At 73.6% G+C, this 15,140-nt stretch carries 14 protein-coding genes; 12 read left to right on the top strand and 2 right to left on the bottom strand.

What is annotated here, in order from left to right:
- Positions 1–73: 73 nt before the first annotated feature.
- A complete protein-coding gene (lon, locus tag ACF07V_RS22305) occupies positions 74–2,485 on the bottom strand; it encodes an endopeptidase La (RefSeq protein ID WP_392156533.1) in 2,412 nt (803 codons plus the stop codon).
- A 131-nt stretch (positions 2,486–2,616) separates the two neighbouring features.
- On the opposite strand from lon, the gene ACF07V_RS22300 reads away from it, so the two are divergent.
- The 7 genes from ACF07V_RS22300 to ACF07V_RS22270 all read left to right on the top strand — a co-directional run bounded on the left by ACF07V_RS22300 (position 2,617) and on the right by ACF07V_RS22270 (position 8,240).
- Complete coding sequence (locus tag ACF07V_RS22300) at positions 2,617–3,255, top strand: GNAT family N-acetyltransferase (protein WP_392156532.1); 639 nt, start codon at positions 2,617–2,619, stop codon at positions 3,253–3,255.
- 69 nt (positions 3,256–3,324) lie between these two features.
- A complete protein-coding gene (locus ACF07V_RS22295; protein WP_392156530.1) occupies positions 3,325–3,858 on the top strand; it encodes a hypothetical protein in 534 nt (177 codons plus the stop codon).
- Between the two features lie 132 nt (positions 3,859–3,990).
- Positions 3,991–4,590 carry an RNA polymerase sigma factor gene (locus ACF07V_RS22290; protein WP_392156529.1) on the top strand — a complete coding sequence of 200 codons (600 nt, stop codon included), beginning with the start codon at positions 3,991–3,993 and terminating at the stop codon, positions 4,588–4,590.
- Complete coding sequence (locus ACF07V_RS22285; RefSeq protein ID WP_392156527.1) at positions 4,587–5,495, top strand: zf-HC2 domain-containing protein; 909 nt, start codon at positions 4,587–4,589, stop codon at positions 5,493–5,495. The genes ACF07V_RS22290 and ACF07V_RS22285 overlap by 4 nt, the downstream gene beginning before the upstream one ends.
- The gene (locus tag ACF07V_RS22280) at positions 5,492–6,289 is read left to right on the top strand and encodes an ABC transporter ATP-binding protein (protein WP_392156526.1); all 798 of its coding nucleotides are present in this window, start codon (positions 5,492–5,494) and stop codon (positions 6,287–6,289) included. The genes ACF07V_RS22285 and ACF07V_RS22280 overlap by 4 nt, the downstream gene beginning before the upstream one ends.
- The gene (locus ACF07V_RS22275) at positions 6,286–7,608 is read left to right on the top strand and encodes a hypothetical protein (RefSeq protein WP_392156525.1); all 1,323 of its coding nucleotides are present in this window, start codon (positions 6,286–6,288) and stop codon (positions 7,606–7,608) included. Before ACF07V_RS22280 ends, ACF07V_RS22275 begins: the two co-directional genes overlap by 4 nt.
- A gap of 5 nt (positions 7,609–7,613) precedes the next feature.
- Complete coding sequence (locus ACF07V_RS22270; RefSeq protein WP_392156524.1) at positions 7,614–8,240, top strand: hypothetical protein; 627 nt, start codon at positions 7,614–7,616, stop codon at positions 8,238–8,240.
- Positions 8,241–8,246: 6 nt separating this feature from the next.
- Here the strand turns inward: ACF07V_RS22270 and ACF07V_RS22265 are convergent, their stop codons facing one another.
- Positions 8,247–8,888 (bottom strand): TetR/AcrR family transcriptional regulator, encoded by a 642-nt coding sequence (locus ACF07V_RS22265; RefSeq protein WP_392156522.1) that lies wholly within the window; start codon positions 8,886–8,888, stop codon positions 8,247–8,249.
- A 205-nt stretch (positions 8,889–9,093) separates the two neighbouring features.
- Here ACF07V_RS22265 and ACF07V_RS22260 point away from each other — a divergent pair, with 205 nt between their 5' ends.
- The 5 genes from ACF07V_RS22260 (at position 9,094) to ACF07V_RS22240 (ending at position 14,854) form a co-directional block, all read left to right on the top strand.
- Positions 9,094–10,839 carry a glycoside hydrolase family 3 protein gene (locus ACF07V_RS22260; RefSeq protein ID WP_392156520.1) on the top strand — a complete coding sequence of 582 codons (1,746 nt, stop codon included), beginning with the start codon at positions 9,094–9,096 and terminating at the stop codon, positions 10,837–10,839.
- 276 nt (positions 10,840–11,115) lie between these two features.
- Positions 11,116–12,180, top strand: a complete 1,065-nt coding sequence (gene surE / locus ACF07V_RS22255; protein ID WP_392156519.1) for a 5'/3'-nucleotidase SurE — start codon at positions 11,116–11,118, stop codon at positions 12,178–12,180.
- 84 nt (positions 12,181–12,264) lie between these two features.
- On the top strand, positions 12,265–12,936 hold the full coding sequence (locus ACF07V_RS22250; RefSeq protein WP_392156517.1) for a spermidine synthase: 672 nt from the start codon (positions 12,265–12,267) through the stop codon (positions 12,934–12,936).
- A 71-nt stretch (positions 12,937–13,007) separates the two neighbouring features.
- Positions 13,008–13,745, top strand: a complete 738-nt coding sequence (locus tag ACF07V_RS22245; RefSeq protein WP_030688813.1) for a response regulator transcription factor — start codon at positions 13,008–13,010, stop codon at positions 13,743–13,745.
- Positions 13,746–13,771: 26 nt separating this feature from the next.
- A complete protein-coding gene (locus ACF07V_RS22240; protein WP_392156516.1) occupies positions 13,772–14,854 on the top strand; it encodes an ATP-binding protein in 1,083 nt (360 codons plus the stop codon).
- Positions 14,855–15,140: the final 286 nt, after the last annotated feature.

Below are 15,140 nucleotides of genomic sequence, written 5' to 3'. Positions count from 1 at the left end.
ACATCCTGGTAACGAGATCCGTACGCGCCGGAGCGGGGTGCCGTGTCGGCACCCCGCTCCGGGAGGTGGGGAGTTACGCGGCCACGTCCACCGGCACCACCGCCGGGGCGAGGGCGATCTCCAGGACCTGGCGGACGTCCGTCACCGGGTGGACCTCCAGCTTCTCCAGGATCTCGGCCGGGACGTCGTCCAGGTCGGCCTCGTTCCGCTTGGGGATCACGACCGTCGTGATGCCCGCCCGGTGCGCGGCGAGGAGCTTCTGCTTCACGCCGCCGATCGGCAGCACCCGGCCGGTGAGGGAGACCTCGCCGGTCATGGCCACGTCCGTACGGACGAGCCGGCCGCTCAGCAGGGAGGCGAGGGCGGTCGTCATGGTGACGCCCGCGCTCGGCCCGTCCTTGGGCACCGCGCCCGCCGGGAAGTGGATGTGCACGCCACGGTCCTTGAGGCCGGTGACCGGCAGTTCCAGCTCCGCGCCGTGCGAACGGAGGAAGGAGAGCGCGATCTGCGCCGACTCCTTCATCACGTCGCCCAGCTGACCGGTGAGGGTCAGACCGGCGGCGCCCGTCTCCGGGTCGGCGAGGGAGGCCTCCACGAAGAGGACGTCACCGCCCGCGCCGGTCACGGCGAGTCCGGTGGCGACACCGGGCACGGCCGTCCGCCGCTCCGCCGGGTCCTGGGCCGACTCCGGCACGTGGTGCGGCCGCCCGATGAGCTGCCGCAGGTCCTCGGGGCCGACGGTGAACGGCAGCTCGCGGTCGCCCAGTTCGTGCTGGGCCGCGACCTTCCGGAGCAGCCGGGCGATCGACCGCTCCAGGGTGCGGACGCCGGCCTCGCGGGTGTACTCGCCGGCCAGCTTCCGCAGCGCGGACTCCTCCAGGACGACCTCGCCCGGCTCCAGACCGGCCCGCTCCAGCTGGCGCGGGAGCAGGTGGTCACGGGCGATGACGACCTTCTCGTCCTCCGTGTAGCCGTCGAGGCGGACCAGCTCCATGCGGTCGAGGAGCGCCTCCGGGATGGCTTCGAGGACGTTGGCCGTGGCCAGGAAGACGACGTCGGAGAGGTCGAGTTCGACCTCCAGGTAGTGGTCGCGGAAGGTGTGGTTCTGCGCGGGGTCGAGGACTTCGAGGAGGGCCGCCGCGGGGTCGCCGCGGTAGTCGGAGCCGACCTTGTCGATCTCATCGAGCAGGACCACCGGGTTCATGGACCCGGCCTCCTTGATGGCGCGGACGATCCGGCCGGGCAGGGCGCCGACGTACGTCCTCCGGTGGCCGCGGATCTCCGCCTCGTCCCGTACGCCACCGAGGGCGACCCGGACGAACTGACGGCCCATGGCGTGGGCGACGGACTCGCCGAGGGAGGTCTTGCCGACGCCGGGCGGGCCGACGAGGGCGAGGACGGCGCCGCCTCGGCGCCCGCCGACCACGCCGAGGCCGCGGTCGGAGCGCCGCTTGCGCACCGCGAGGTACTCGGTGATCCGTTCCTTCACGTCGTCGAGGCCGGCGTGCTCGGCGTCCAGGACGGCACGGGCGCCCCGGATGTCGTACCGGTCCTCGGTCCGCTCGTTCCAGGGCAGTTCGAGGACGGTGTCCAGCCAGGTGCGGATCCAGGAGCCCTCGGGGGACTGGTCGCTGGACCGCTCCAGCTTCTCGACCTCCTTGAGGGCGGCCTCACGCACCTTCTCGGGCAGGTCGGCGGCCTCCACGCGGGCGCGGTAGTCGTCGGACTCGTCGCCCTCGGCCTCGCCGTTGAGGTCGCGGAGTTCCTTGCGGACGGCTTCGAGCTGGCGGCGGAGCAGGAACTCGCGCTGCTGCTTGTCGACGCCCTCCTGGACGTCCTTGGCGATGGTCTCGGCGACGTCCTGCTCGGCGAGGTGCTCGCGGAGCTGGGCGGTGGCGAGCTTGAGGCGGGCGACCGGGTCGGCGGTCTCCAGGAGTTCGACCTTCTGCTCGACGCTGAGGAAGGGCGAGTAGCCGGAGTTGTCGGCGAGGGCGCCGACGCCGTCGATCTGCTGGACGCGGTCGACGACCTGCCAGGCGCCGCGCTTCTTGAGCCAACTGGTGGCCAGCGCCTTGTACTCCTTGACCAGTTCGGTCACGGAGCCGGGCAGCGGGTCGGGCAGGGTCTCCTCGACGGTGCTGCCCTCGACCCACAGGGCGGCGCCGGGGCCGGTGGTGCCGGCGCCGATGCGGACGCGGCCGAGACCGCGGATGAGCGCGCCGGGGTCGCCGTCGGACAGGCGCCCGACCTGCTCGACGATGCCCAGGACGCCGGTGCCGGCGTAGGTTCCGTCGACCCGCGGCACAAGCAGTACGCGGGGCTTGCCCGTTGCGGTGCGGGCGGCGGCCTGGGCGGCCTCGACGGCGGCCCGTACGTCGTTGTCGGACAGGTCCAGCGGCACCACCATTCCGGGCAGCACGACCTCGTCGTCGAGCGGCAGCACAGGCAGAGTGAGCGGCACAGACGCCATGGACTCAGAAGCCATGATCTCCCCTTCGGCAGTCAAGTTGAGCTATACGCACTCAATGCTTGTGAGCCCGAGGATGTTCCCGGACGTTCGTTCGCTCTGAGCGATCACCCTCGCACGCGCCCGGGTGGAGCCGATGTAATCCCTGCATGGACATAGCAGCTATTACCAATGCCTGGGTCGCGGGCTGGACCGTCTCCCGGGGCACCCCGGCCGCCGTCGCCGAGCCCTGGGGCTACCGGATCGAGGTCGGCCTGCCCCGGCACGTCGTGCGGCACGTGCTGCCCGCCCCCGACGCGGCCTCCGTCGGCGCGCTCTGCGCCCGGCTGACCGCGCCGTACAGCTGGCTCAAGGTGATGGCGGGCCCCGAGGACGTGCTGCCGTGGATCACCGAGGGGTGGACGATCCCGGACGACCCGGGCTTCATGATGGTCAAACCGCTGGACCCCGGCGCCCGCCCCGCGCCGCCCGAGGGATACGCCAGGACCACCCAGGTCGAGGACGGTGTCATCCGGGTCCGGATCCTCGCCCCGGACGGCACCCTCGCCGCCCGCGGCCAGATCGCCCCGACCGGCTCCACCGCCGTCGCCGACCAGATCGAGACGGACCCCGCGCACCGGCGCCGGGGCCTCGGCGCGAACGTCATGCGCACCCTGGAGGCCGCCGCCGCCCAGGCGGGCGCCGCGACCGGGGTGCTCGCCGCGACCACGGACGGCCTCGCGCTGTACGACTCCCTGGACTGGCGCTACCGGGGGCCGCTCACCGGAATCGTTCGAACAGAACCCTGACGCTCCCCCCGGGTTGGAATCCGCCCCGTCCGGCTGCGCGCGGGGCCCCCGACGGGGCATGCTCGATCCATGGTGCGAGGCGTACGGGGAAGGTGGACGTGGTGCGGGGCCCTGCTGCTCGCGGGAACCCTGGCCGGCGGCGTGAGCGGCTGCGGCCCCGGGGTGCCGTCCGCCCCCGGCGGGCCGACGTCGAGCACGAGCGCTCCGGCCCCGCCGAGCTCCACCACGGCCCCCGGCACCCCGACGACGAACCCGCAGCCGAGCGAGGTGCTCGTCGAGGTGGTCGTCAACGGCGGCCTCGCCGGCGTCCGCAACCAGCTCGTCGTCCACTACGACGGCAGCTGGACCAGCCGCGCCGGCACCAAGCCGCCCCGGACCGGCAAGCAGACCCCCGCCGAGGTGGCCGAACTGCGGGCGGCCCTGGAGGACCCCGCGTTCGCCCTGGTCCCGGAGCGCCCGACGGGCAGCCCGATCCCGGACGGCTTCCAGTACTACGTGACGTACCACCACCGCCTGGTCGTCGCGGGCGACGGCGAGCGCCCGCCCGCCCTCCAGCGCGTCTTCGCCGCCCTTCCGGAAGGCGGGCCGCCGACGAGCCCGTGAACCGGGCGAGTGCCTCGCGGCGACAGCCCGTGAACCGGGCGAGTGCCTCGCGGCGACAGCCCGTGAACCGGGTGGGGGCCTCCCGGCGACAGCCCGTGAACCGGGTGAGTGCCTCCCGGCGATAGAGAGGGCGTGAGACTGTTGCGCCCCGCAGGGGGAGGCCCCTCCGGGGGCGACGAGGACGACGACGCGGCACTGCTGCGCGCGGTCGCCCGGGGGGACACCGAGGCGCTGGCCGTGCTCTACGACCGGCACGCCGGCTGGCTGTACGCCCGGCTGGCCCGGCGCTGCCCGGACGAGGAAACCGTACGGGAGGTCCTCCAGGACACCTTCGTCACCGTCTGGCGCTCGGCCGGCGGCCACCGGGGCCGGGGCGAGGCGGGCGGCTGGCTCTGGGTGATCGCCGCCCGGCGCCTGGTGGACGCGCGACGGGCCGGCGCCCGGGCCGAACGCGCCGCCGCCGCCCGGCCCGCGGAACCGCCCGTCCCGGCACCCTCCGCCGAGGACCGGGTGCTCGCCGGCCTGGAGTACGGGGAGGTCGGCGCCGCCCTCGACCGGATCTCGCCCGAACTCGCCGAGGTCCTGCGGGCCACCGTCGTCGACGGCCTGACCACCCGCGAGACCGCCCGGCTGCTCGGCATACCCGAGGGCACCGTCAAGACCCGCGCCCAGCGCGCCCGCCGGGAACTCCGCGCCGCGCTCGGCCCGCACCCTCTCGGAGGCACCGCATGACGGCCCCCTGGCACGTCTCCGACACCCTCGCCCACCGGTACGCGGCGGGCGCGGCCCCCGAGACGGACGCCTGGTCCCTGGAGAAGCACGTCGAGTCCTGCGGCCCCTGCGCGTCACGCGTCTCGGCGGCCGTCCACGCGACCACGGCGGGCCCGGCCCTGGCGTCCCTGCGCGCGGAACTCCTGACGTCCCTGGGCCACACACCGGAAACGGCCACCACGCGCGTGCGTACGGCGCCGACCGGGGCGGCCACGACCAGGGCGGGCCGCGACAGGCCCCCCGTCGCGCATCCCCTCGGGCGGTGGGCGCGGATCTGGTGGGCCGCCGGGCCGGCGCTGCGGGGGTCCTGGGTGGTGGCCGTGGTGCTCGTGCTCGGCGGGGCGTTCGCGCTCGCCCACGGGGCCGGGTTCCGGGGTGCCCGGAGCTGGCTGCTCGCCGTCTCCCCCCTCCTGCCGCTCGCCGGGGTGGCCGTCTCGTACGGACGGCACGCCGACCCCCTGTACGAGATCACCGCCGCCACCCCCTCGGGCGGTCTGCGGCTGCTGCTCACCCGTACCGCCGCCGTCCTCGGCGCCTGCGTCCCCCTGCTGACCGCCGGCGGGGCGCTGCTGCCCCCCGTGGCCGGGTTTCCCGGGGCGGCCGCCTGGCTCCTCCCGGGCCTGGCGCTGACCCTGGCCGCGCTCGCGCTCGGCTCGTTCGTCGGCTGCCGGGCCGCGGCCGCGACGCTCGGCGGCGGGTGGCTGCTCGCCGTGGCGGGCCCCCTCCTCGGGCCCTCGGGGACGGGCGGCATCGCCCGGTACTTCGCCGGCCCCGCCGTGCAGGGCGCCTGGGCCGCCGCCGCCCTCGTCTGCGCCGCCCTCCTCGCGCTGCGGCGCCGTTCCTTCGACCACCTGGAGACCCGGTGAACCCCTCGGCCACCGTCGCGGTGACCGGACTGACCGTCCGGCACCGCCGTACCGTCGCGCTCGACGCGCTCGACCTCTCCCTCGGGCCGGGCGTGCACGGTCTGCTCGGCCCGAACGGGGCCGGGAAAACCTCCCTCATCCGGGTCCTCGCGACCGTCGCCGCGCCCACCGCCGGCCGGGTGGAGCTGCTCGGCGCCGACTCCGCCGGCCACGGCGAGCGCACCGCGATCCGGCGCCGGCTCGGCTATCTGCCGCAGGAGTTCGGCTACTACCCGGCGTTCACGGTGCGGGAGTTCGTCGCGTACGTGGCCTGGCTCAAGGAGCTGCCGGCCGACCGCGTCCCGGCGGCCGTGGAGCGGGCGGTGCGGCGGGTCGGGCTCGGGGACAGGATCGACGCGCGCATGAAGACGCTGTCGGGCGGGATGGTGCGGCGGGCGGGGATCGCGCAGGCGATCGTCAACGAACCGGACCTGCTCCTGCTCGACGAGCCGACCGCCGGACTCGACCCGGAGCAGCGCGTCGACTTCCGGGAGCTGCTGCGGGAGCTCGGCACGCGCGCGACGGTGGTGGTCTCGACCCACCTCGTCGAGGACGTCGCGGCGGCCTGCACCGACGTCGCCCTCATCGAGGCGGGACGGCTCGCCTTCCAGGGCACGACGGCGGAACTCGCCGCGCTCGGCGGCGAGCCGGCCGGCCCGGGCGACGCCACGACGAGCGCGGCGGAACGCGGCTACACCGCCGCCCTGCGCGCCCACCGGAGCCCTGGCGGCCGGGCGAAGGAGCCGCTGCGATGACCGGCACCCTCACCCCGTCCCGTACGGACGCACCCGCGCGCGTGCGGGCCGTCTCCCCGCTCCGGACCGAGCTGCGGCGCGGGCTCGGGCCCTGGACGGGTGCCGCCGTGGCGCTCACCGTGCTGGTGGCGATGTACGGCAAGGCCCCGCAGTGGCAGACCCGTTGGACCGACGTGACGGGACTGCTGCACGTGGCCGTCGGGCTGCTCGGCGGGCCCCTCGCGCTCGCGGCGGGCGGCTGGCAGGGCGGCCGGGACCGGCGGCGCGGCACGACGGAGCTGTGGGCGTCCGTCCCCCGCTTCCCGCTGCGCCGGCTCCTGGTCTCGGTCGCCCCGTCCGCGCTGTGGCCCGTCGCCGGGGTGCTGCTCGCCGACGCCGTGTGCCTGTCGGCGACCTGGCCGTACGTCTCCGCCGGCCGCCCCTTCCTCGAACTGCTCGCCGCCGACGCGGTCGCCGTCGGCTGCCTCGGCGCACTCGGCCATCTCGCCGGGCGGCTCGTCCCCTGGCGGCTGACGGCCCCGCTCCTGGGGATCGTGGGATACGTGGGCCTTGCCGTCGGTACGTACACGCAGGCCACGGCCCGCTGGCTGGGCCCGGCCGTCGAGTACCGGTCCCCCTGGGCCCAGGCAGTCTGGTGGTTCGCGCCGGTGTCGGTGGCGTGGACGGCGGGGCTCGCCCTCGCCGCGCTCCTCGCGTACGGGGCGCACACGGCCCGCCTGCGGGCGCTCGCGCTGATCCCGCTGTCCGTCGCGGTCGCCGCCGCGGGGCTGATCCTGCGGCTGCCGCCGGACGAGGGCCCGTGGCGCCCCGATCCGGCCCTGACCCGCCCGGTCTGCGACGGCGGCACTCCACGCGTGTGCGTGACGGCCCTCGACCGGAAGCTGCTTCCGGCCGTGTCGGAGGCCCTCGCCCCGGTGAACGCACGCCTCAAGGGGCTGCCGGGTGCGCCGGCCCGCTGGGCCGCCGGTCCTCTCGACCCCCTCCCCGGCGACGTGGAACTGATGGATCCCGCGGCGGACACGGCGCGGGGGCGGATCGAACGCGCGGATCTGTACCGGAACTCCGCCGTGATGCAGCTCTTCTCGGACACCTGCCGCCCCGGCGACCTCACGGGCCCGGACGCCGAGCGGGCGATGACCGTCAACGCCGCGGTCATCGAGTGGCTGGCCCCCACTCCGGACGACTTCGGACCCGACGTCCCCGGCACACGGACGTACATCGACCGGCTGAACGCCAAGTCCCCCGCCGCCCAGCGCGACTACCTGACCCGCTACCTGGCGGCGAACCCCTGCCACCCGGACGAGGTGCCGATCCCTTGAGTCCCATGAGGCGCACGAGTCCGTTGAGTCCGTTGAGGCTCTACCTGCGGTCCCGTGCCCTGCCCGGCGCCCTCGCCGTCCTCGCGGGTACGGCGGTGGCCGCCGCCGCGGCCGCCCGGTGGCTGGAGTCGCTGCCGGGGGCCGGGCCCTCGGTCCGGCTGCCGGTCGTGGCCCTCGGCCCCCTGCTCGCGGCGGCCGTGATCGGCACCGGCCTGTACACGCCGAGCGACGAGCTGGACCGTACGGCGGTACGCGCGTGGTGGCCCCGCCGGCTGACCCATCTCCTGGCCGCGACGGCGCTCGCCGGCGTCCTGCTGGCCCTCACGGTGCCGGGACACCCGGAGGAGTTCGGCGCGCCCGCCGCCGTACGCAACACGCTGGGCCTGGTGGGCGTGGCGGCGGGCGGCTCCGCGCTGGTCGGTGCCCGTCTGAGCTGGCTCCCGCCCGCCGTCTACCTGTGCGCGGTCGGTCTGGCGGCCCCTGCCGAACCGGGCGGTGCGGCCGCCTGGTGGGCGTGGGCGATGCAGCCGGGCCCGGAAGGCGGGGCGTGGACGGTCGCGGCGGCCGCCTTCACGGCCGGCACCGTGCTGTACGCGGGACGCGGCCCGCGGCGTCCGGGGAACGACGGCTGAGGCCCGTCACTCCCGAGGCGCCGCGATCTCCGCGTACTGACGCTTGAGGTACGCGCCCACCCGGGCCGGCATGTCCATCGAGGACGGGTCGAGGGCCCACTGGATCTGGAGGCCGTCCATCACGGCGAGGTGCTCCTGGGCGACGGCCTGGCAGTCGATGTCGGCGCGGAGCTCACCGCTCCGCACGGCCTTCTCCAGGAGGTCGACGGTGTGCCGGAGCACGCGCGCGTAGCGCTCCTTGAAGTACTCGTGGGCGGGGTGTCCGACGTTGCCGGACTCGCCGACGAGGACGTTGAACATCCGGACGATGCCGGGGCGCCGGGTGTTCTCCTCGATGAGGGCGACGAGGGTCTCCAGATAGGCGGCGTACGACTCGGGTTCGACGCCGAACAGGCGCTCCACGTCGTGCTGTTCGCTCTGCGCGAGGACGGAGAGGAGCAGGTCCTCCTTGCTGCGGAAGTGGTGGAGCAGCCCGCCCTGGGTGATCCCGCAGTCGTGGGCGATCCGGGCGAGGGAGGAGGCGTGGAAGCCCCACTGTCCGAAGTGGTCGACGGCGGTGTCCAGGATCTTCCGGCGGCGCGCGTCACCGACCGCGTAGCTGCCCCTGCCCGCGCTTCCGCGGGTCGCCCGGTCCGTGTTCTCCGCCATGCGGACACCTTAACGGGGCAGGAAAACGCCACTTGACCGGGCGGGAAAGGCCCCCTTCCCCGTGTGATCCAGGACACAAACACGAAACCTAGTAGGTACTCGGTTTTCACGCTTAGCCTGAGGGCGCCAGAGGTCGGCACCGCGGCCGGCCCATGACCGGCGGAGCCTCCTCACGCCCTTCGGTCGAGTAGCCCCGGAGCCACCCATGCACCCGTACCAGGACCCCGCCCGCCCCGTGGACGAGCGCGTCGAGGACCTCCTCTCCCGCATGACGCTGGAGGAGAAGGCCGGACAGCTCTTCCACACGATGCTGACGATGAACGCCGACGGCACCCCGGTGACCGAGACCGACGGCGACCTCCTGGAGCTCACCACCCCGCAGCTCATCGAGGACCGGCGGCTGACCCACTTCAACCTGCTCGGCAGCTACGGCGCCCGCGAGATGGCCCTCTGGCACAACGCCGTCCAGGAGATGGCCGCGAGCACCCGGCTCGGCATCCCCGTCTCCCTGTCGACCGACCCCCGCCACGCCTTCACGGACAACATCGGCGCCTCCTTCAACGCCGGCGCCTTCTCCGCCTGGCCCGAGGCGCTCGGCCTCGCCGCGATCGGCGACCCGGAGCTGGTCTTCGACTTCGCCGACACCGTCCGCCGCGAGTACCTCTCCGTCGGCTTCCGCACCGCGCTCCACCCGCAGATCGACCTCGCGACCGAACCCCGCTGGTCCCGCCAGTCCGGCACCTTCGGCTCCGACGCCAGGCTGACGGGCGAGCTGGTCCAGGCGTACGTGCGCGGGCTCCAGGGCCCCGAGCTCGGCCCGGACTCGGTCGCCGCGATGGTCAAGCACTTCCCCGGCGGCGGCCCGCAGAAGGACGGCGAGGACCCGCACTTCCCGCACGGCAAGGAGCAGATCTACCCGGGCGGCATGCGCGACCACCACCTGGAGCCGTTCAAGGCCGCGATCGCCGCCGGCTGCTCGCAGATGATGCCGTACTACGGCCAGCCGATCGGCACCGACTGGGAAGAGGTCGGCTTCGGCTTCAACAAGGGCGTCATCACGGGCCTGCTCCGCGAGGAACTCGGCTTCACCGGCATCGTCTGCACCGACTGGGGGCTCCTCGAGGACGCCCCGATCTTCGGCGAGATGCACGTGGCCCGCGCCTGGGGCGTCGAGCACCTGAGCGTGGCCGAGCGGGCCGCGAAGGCGCTGGACGCGGGCGCGGACCAGTTCGGCGGCGAGGAGTGCCCCGAGGTGATCGTGGAGCTCGTCACGACGGGCCGGATCGCCGAGGCGCGGATCGACGCCTCCGTACGGCGGCTGCTGCGGGAGAAGTTCCTCCTGGGCCTCTTCGACGAGCGCCGGTACGTCGACCCCGACGAGGCCGCCGAGACGGTCGGCCGCGCCGACTTCACGGCCGCCGGCGCCGCCGCCCAGCGCCGCTCGCTCACCGTCCTCACCGACGGCCCGCTCCCCCTCTCGGGGCGGCCGAGGCTGTACGTCGAGAACGTCGACCCGGTCGTCGCCTCGGCGTACGGCGAGGTCGTCGCCGACCCGGCCGACGCCGACCTCGCGGTGCTCCGGCTCCGCACCCCGTACGAGGAGCGGCCGAACAGGTTCGAGTCCTTCTTCCACTCCGGCAGCCTCGCCTTCGGCCAGGAGGAGCTGGACGGGATCCTCGCCCTCCTGCGGGCCGTCCCCACGGTGGTCTGCGTGAACCTGGAGCGGCCGGCCGTCCTGCCGGAGATCGCCGAGCACGCGGCGGCCCTGATCGCCGACTACGGCGCGAGCGACGAGGCCCTCCTCGACGTGGCCTTCGGCCGGGCGAAGGCGGCGGGGAAGCTGCCGTTCGAGCTGCCGCGCTCGATGGCGGCGGTGGAGGCCTCCCGACCGGACGTCCCGAACGACACGGTGGATCCGGTGTTCGCGCACGGGCACAGCCTGGAGATCTGATCCGGGATCCGAAATCACGGATCAGAGATCAGGGATCACGGATCCAATATTCGGATCCCGGATCCAATATTTGGATTTCGGATTTTGGATCCAGCATCCGCCACCAAACCGGATGTCGGATCCAGCATCCCCACCACGGATGTCGGATCCGACATCCACCCACAGACCGCGGGGCATCTGACGACCCCGCGCACGATCCGGGGCCCGCCCGTGGGGGGCCGGGCCCCGGATCCTCTTCTTCCGCCCGCATGTCATGCTCATGAAGGGACCGTACGCATGCGCTCGCACCTCGCGCTGTCCGCGGCAGCCGCCGTACTCGCCGCCGCAGGCGCCACCGCCTACGCCACCACTCCCGGCACCGCCGAGAAGGCCCTCCCGCTCGCGGGGATGCGGATCCTGATCTCCAACGACGACTCCATGCGGGCGGCGAAGGCGAGCAACTCCGACGGTCTCGGCCTGTACGAGCTCCGCCGCGCGATGTGTGCCGCCGGGGCCGACGTCGTCGTCATGGCGCCCTGGCAGGTCCAGTCCGGCAAGGGCACCGCCGTCACCAACGGCGGCGTCCTCACCGCCCAGCGCCGCACCGCCCTGCCCGCCGGCTACGAGAACGACTGCGCCCAGGCCCCGTCCCGCGGAGCCGTCTACGGCGTCTGCCTCGCCGACGGCCCCTGCACCAAGGACTCCCCGTCCGCCACCCCCGCCGACACCGTCAAGCTCGCCCTGCGCGCCGGCCTCAAGGCCAAGGCCGGCTGGGCCGAGGCACCCGACCTCGTCCTCACCGGCATCAACTCCGGCCCCAACGTCTCCGCGAGCGTGAACGACTCCGGCACCGTGGGCGCCGCCGTCGCCGCGATCGACCAGGGCGTGCCCGCGATCGCCTTCTCCTCCTCCGGCGACGAGAGCAACCTGAACTTCCCCCGCGTCAACTACCGTGCCAACGCCGAGTTCGGCGCCCGTTTCGTCGCGGGCCTCGAGGAACGCGGCCTGCTGACCGGCGACTTCGCGCTCAAGGTCGACTACCCCGACGTCAGCACCGGTCAGCGGGCCGGGACCCCGGTCTGGACGCGCGTCGGGGACGGCGCCGTCGTCTACCACGCCTACGAGCAGCGAGGCAGCGGCGACTCCTTCGACATCGCGCTCGGCCTCTGCCCCGTGGACGGCACCGGTGAGGGCGAGTGCGCCGAGGGCCGGAAGGACGCCGACTCCACCTGGCTGCTCGACAAGGGCCACGTCACGGTCGCCCCGGTCACCTGGGACCGCACCTACGGCACCAAGGTCGGAGCGCGCCGCGAGCTGAACGCGATCGAGCGGTACGTGGAGCACGAAGCCCCGCGCCCGTAAGGCTCGTTATGTGTTTGTCCCGGCCGTCGCCGCACCGCGAGGATGGCCGGGACAAACCGTACGCACACGAGCCACGGAGTGATCATGACCGGCCCCGTCATCCTCGACCGCCGTGAAGGGCCGTACGGAGAAGTCGTCCTCCGCCGCCGTGGCGAGCACCACGAGATCATCGCCAACGGCACCTTCCTGATGGACACCTCCGACGGGCGTTCCGAGCGGCTCCTGATCGAAGCGGCGATGGCCGCCCTCCCCGAGCGGACCCGTGCCGGCGCCTCCGTCCTCGTCGGCGGTCTCGGCGTCGGCTTCTCCCTCGCCCACGCCGCCGCCGACCCCCGCTGGGCCCGCATCGCGGTCGCGGAGCGTGAGGAGGCGATCATCGAATGGCACCGGAAGGGGCCCCTTTCCGCGATCTCCGGGGCCGCGCTCGCCGATCCGCGGACCGTGATCCTGCACACGGACCTCGTCGCGTACCTCGGCACCACCACCGACACCTACGACGCCCTCTGTCTCGACATCGACAACGGCCCCGACTGGACGGTCACCGAGGACAACGAATCCCTTTACTCGGCCGAAGGATTGGCGGCCTGCGCGGCCCGGCTGAACCCCGGCGGGATCCTCGCCGTGTGGTCCGCCCAGCCCTCCGCCGATTTCGAAGAGTCGTTGCGGAATGCCGGATTCAGCGGGGTACGGACGGAAGAGATCCCCGTTGCCCGGGGCGTCCCCGACGTGGTCCACCTCGCCGTCCGTCCCGGATAACTCCTGGATAGCCGGGACGCCGTCGGTACCTCTAGGCTGCTGCACCGACATCGGCGACGCGAGGCGGGGCAATGGAGCAGACACACACCACTCACCACGGTGCGGCGGCCACTCCGGGGGCCCAGCGGCGCGTCCTGGTGGTCGAGGACGACGCCACGATCGTGGAGGCGATCTCCGCACGGCTGCGCGCCGAGGGCTTCCTCGTCCAGACGGCGACCGACGGTCCCGCGGCCGTGGACGCGGCCGAGGCCTGGCAGCCCGACCTGATGGTCCTGGACGTGATGCTGCCCGGTTTCGACGGCCTGGAGGTGTGCCGCAGGGTCCAGGCCCAGCGTCCCGTCCCGGTCCTCATGCTGACCGCCCGCGACGACGAGACCGACATGCTGGTCGGCCTCGGCGTCGGCGCGGACGACTACATGACCAAGCCGTTCTCGATGCGCGAGCTGGCCGCCCGGGTGCACGTGCTGCTGCGCCGGGTGGAGCGGGCCGCGCTCGCGGCGGTCACCCCGCGCAGCGGGATCCTGCGCCTGGGCGAGCTGGAGATCGACCACGCGCAGCGCCGGGTCCGGGTCCGCGCGGAGGACGTGCACCTGACCCCGACCGAGTTCGACCTGCTCGTCTGCCTGGCGAGCACTCCGCGGGCGGTCCTCTCCCGTGAGCAGCTGCTCGCGGAGGTGTGGGACTGGGCGGACGCCTCGGGCACCCGGACCGTGGACAGCCACATCAAGGCGCTGCGACGGAAGATCGGGGCCGAGCGGATCCGTACGGTCCACGGCGTCGGTTACGCGCTGGAGACCCCGGCGCCGTGAACCGGCCGGGGCCCGGGAGGCCGCACGTGGGACGGGGACCGCGCGGGCCCCGTCGGATCGTGATCTCGATCAAGACCAAGCTGGGCGCCCTGGTCGTCGGGGCGGTCCTGCTGACCTCCTGCCTGGCCCTGGTCGCGATCCGCACGTCCACGGAGTTCCGCTACATCACGATCTTCGCGATGATCGCGACCCTGCTGATCACCCAGTTCGTGGCGCAGTCGCTGACGGCGCCGCTCGACGAGATGAACACGGTGGCCGGGTCGATCTCGCGTGGGGACTTCAGCCGGCGGGTGCGGGGCGCGGACCGGCGGGACGAGCTGGGCGACCTCGCGTCGACGATCAACCGCATGGCGGACGACCTGGAGGCCGTCGACCGGCACCGCAAGGAGCTGGTGGCCAATGTCTCGCACGAGCTGCGCACGCCGATCGCGGCGCTGCGGGCCGTCCTGGAGAACGTCGTGGACGGGGTGTCCGAGGCCGATCCGGAGACGATGCGGTCGGCGCTGAAGCAGACGGAGCGGCTCGGCCGGCTGGTGGAGACCCTGCTCGACCTGTCACGTCTTGACAACGGTGTCGTCACGCTCCGGGCGAGCCGTTTCGAGGTCTGGCCGTATCTGTCGGGGGTGCTGCGGGAGGCGAACCTGGCCGCGTCCCAGCGCGGCCTCTCGTCCACCTCGGGCCTGCACCGGCGTACGGACGTGCATCTGCACCTGGACGTGTCGCCGCCGGAGCTGGTCGCGCACGCGGACGCGGAGCGGCTGCACCAGGTGATGGCGAACCTGATCGACAACGCGGTGAAGCACTCCCCGCCGCACGGCCGGGTCACGGTCCGGGCCCGGCGCGGCCCGTATCCGGACTCGCTGGAGCTGGAGGTCGAGGACGAGGGTCCCGGCATCCCGGAGTCGGAGCGGCACAAGGTCTTCGAGCGGTTCAACCGGGGCTCGACTCCGGACCGGCAGGGGCCGGGCAGCGACGGCGGCACGGGCCTCGGGCTCGCGATCGCCCGCTGGGCGGTGGATCTGCACGGCGGCGGGATCGGAGTGGCCGAATCGTCACGTGGATGCCGCATCAGAGTCACTCTTCCGGGCAGCCTTCCCCCGAGGGATTGACGTAGGGTTCGAACCGGAAGCGCACGTTCTGCGTGTACGTGAGCGGGACATGCGCCTCCGTGAGCGGGACGTGCGTGTACGTGAGCAGGACGTGCGTCTCCGTGAGCGGGACGTGATCAGGGGTGCGGCCGAAGCGGGCCGTGCTCGCGATTCCCCGTACCCTCACACATGCGGAACCACGCTTGTTTCCCGCCATTCATGGCATCGAAACACGCTGTCAAGTGTGACTTGCGCAACGTTGGAGTGCCTGGCCTGCACCTCTCGGCCGGACAGGCGTAGCCTTTAT

It is taken from the genome of Streptomyces sp. NPDC015661 (assembly GCF_043077765.1).
In the GTDB taxonomy this organism is placed as follows: domain Bacteria; phylum Actinomycetota; class Actinomycetes; order Streptomycetales; family Streptomycetaceae; genus Streptomyces.
Note: the sequence above shows the minus strand (reverse complement) of the source record. Positions and strands in the feature narration are given on the sequence as shown.

Bases quoted from the DNA above. Each gene is read 5' to 3' on its own strand.
- ACF07V_RS22250 (WP_392156517.1), top strand. From the start codon at position 12,265: ATGACCGGCCCCGTCATCCTCGACCGCCGTGAAGGGCCGTACGGAGAA.
- ACF07V_RS22270 (WP_392156524.1), top strand. From the start codon at position 7,614: ATGAGGCGCACGAGTCCGTTGAGTCCGTTGAGGCTCTACCTGCGGTCC.
- ACF07V_RS22260 (WP_392156520.1), top strand. From the start codon at position 9,094: ATGCACCCGTACCAGGACCCCGCCCGCCCCGTGGACGAGCGCGTCGAG.
- ACF07V_RS22245 (WP_030688813.1), top strand. From the start codon at position 13,008: ATGGAGCAGACACACACCACTCACCACGGTGCGGCGGCCACTCCGGGG.
- ACF07V_RS22295 (WP_392156530.1), top strand. From the start codon at position 3,325: ATGGTGCGAGGCGTACGGGGAAGGTGGACGTGGTGCGGGGCCCTGCTG.
- ACF07V_RS22285 (WP_392156527.1), top strand. From the start codon at position 4,587: ATGACGGCCCCCTGGCACGTCTCCGACACCCTCGCCCACCGGTACGCG.
- lon (WP_392156533.1), bottom strand. From the start codon at position 2,485: ATGGCTTCTGAGTCCATGGCGTCTGTGCCGCTCACTCTGCCTGTGCTG.
- surE (WP_392156519.1), top strand. From the start codon at position 11,116: ATGCGCTCGCACCTCGCGCTGTCCGCGGCAGCCGCCGTACTCGCCGCC.
- ACF07V_RS22265 (WP_392156522.1), bottom strand. From the start codon at position 8,888: ATGGCGGAGAACACGGACCGGGCGACCCGCGGAAGCGCGGGCAGGGGC.
- ACF07V_RS22300 (WP_392156532.1), top strand. From the start codon at position 2,617: ATGGACATAGCAGCTATTACCAATGCCTGGGTCGCGGGCTGGACCGTC.
- ACF07V_RS22275 (WP_392156525.1), top strand. From the start codon at position 6,286: ATGACCGGCACCCTCACCCCGTCCCGTACGGACGCACCCGCGCGCGTG.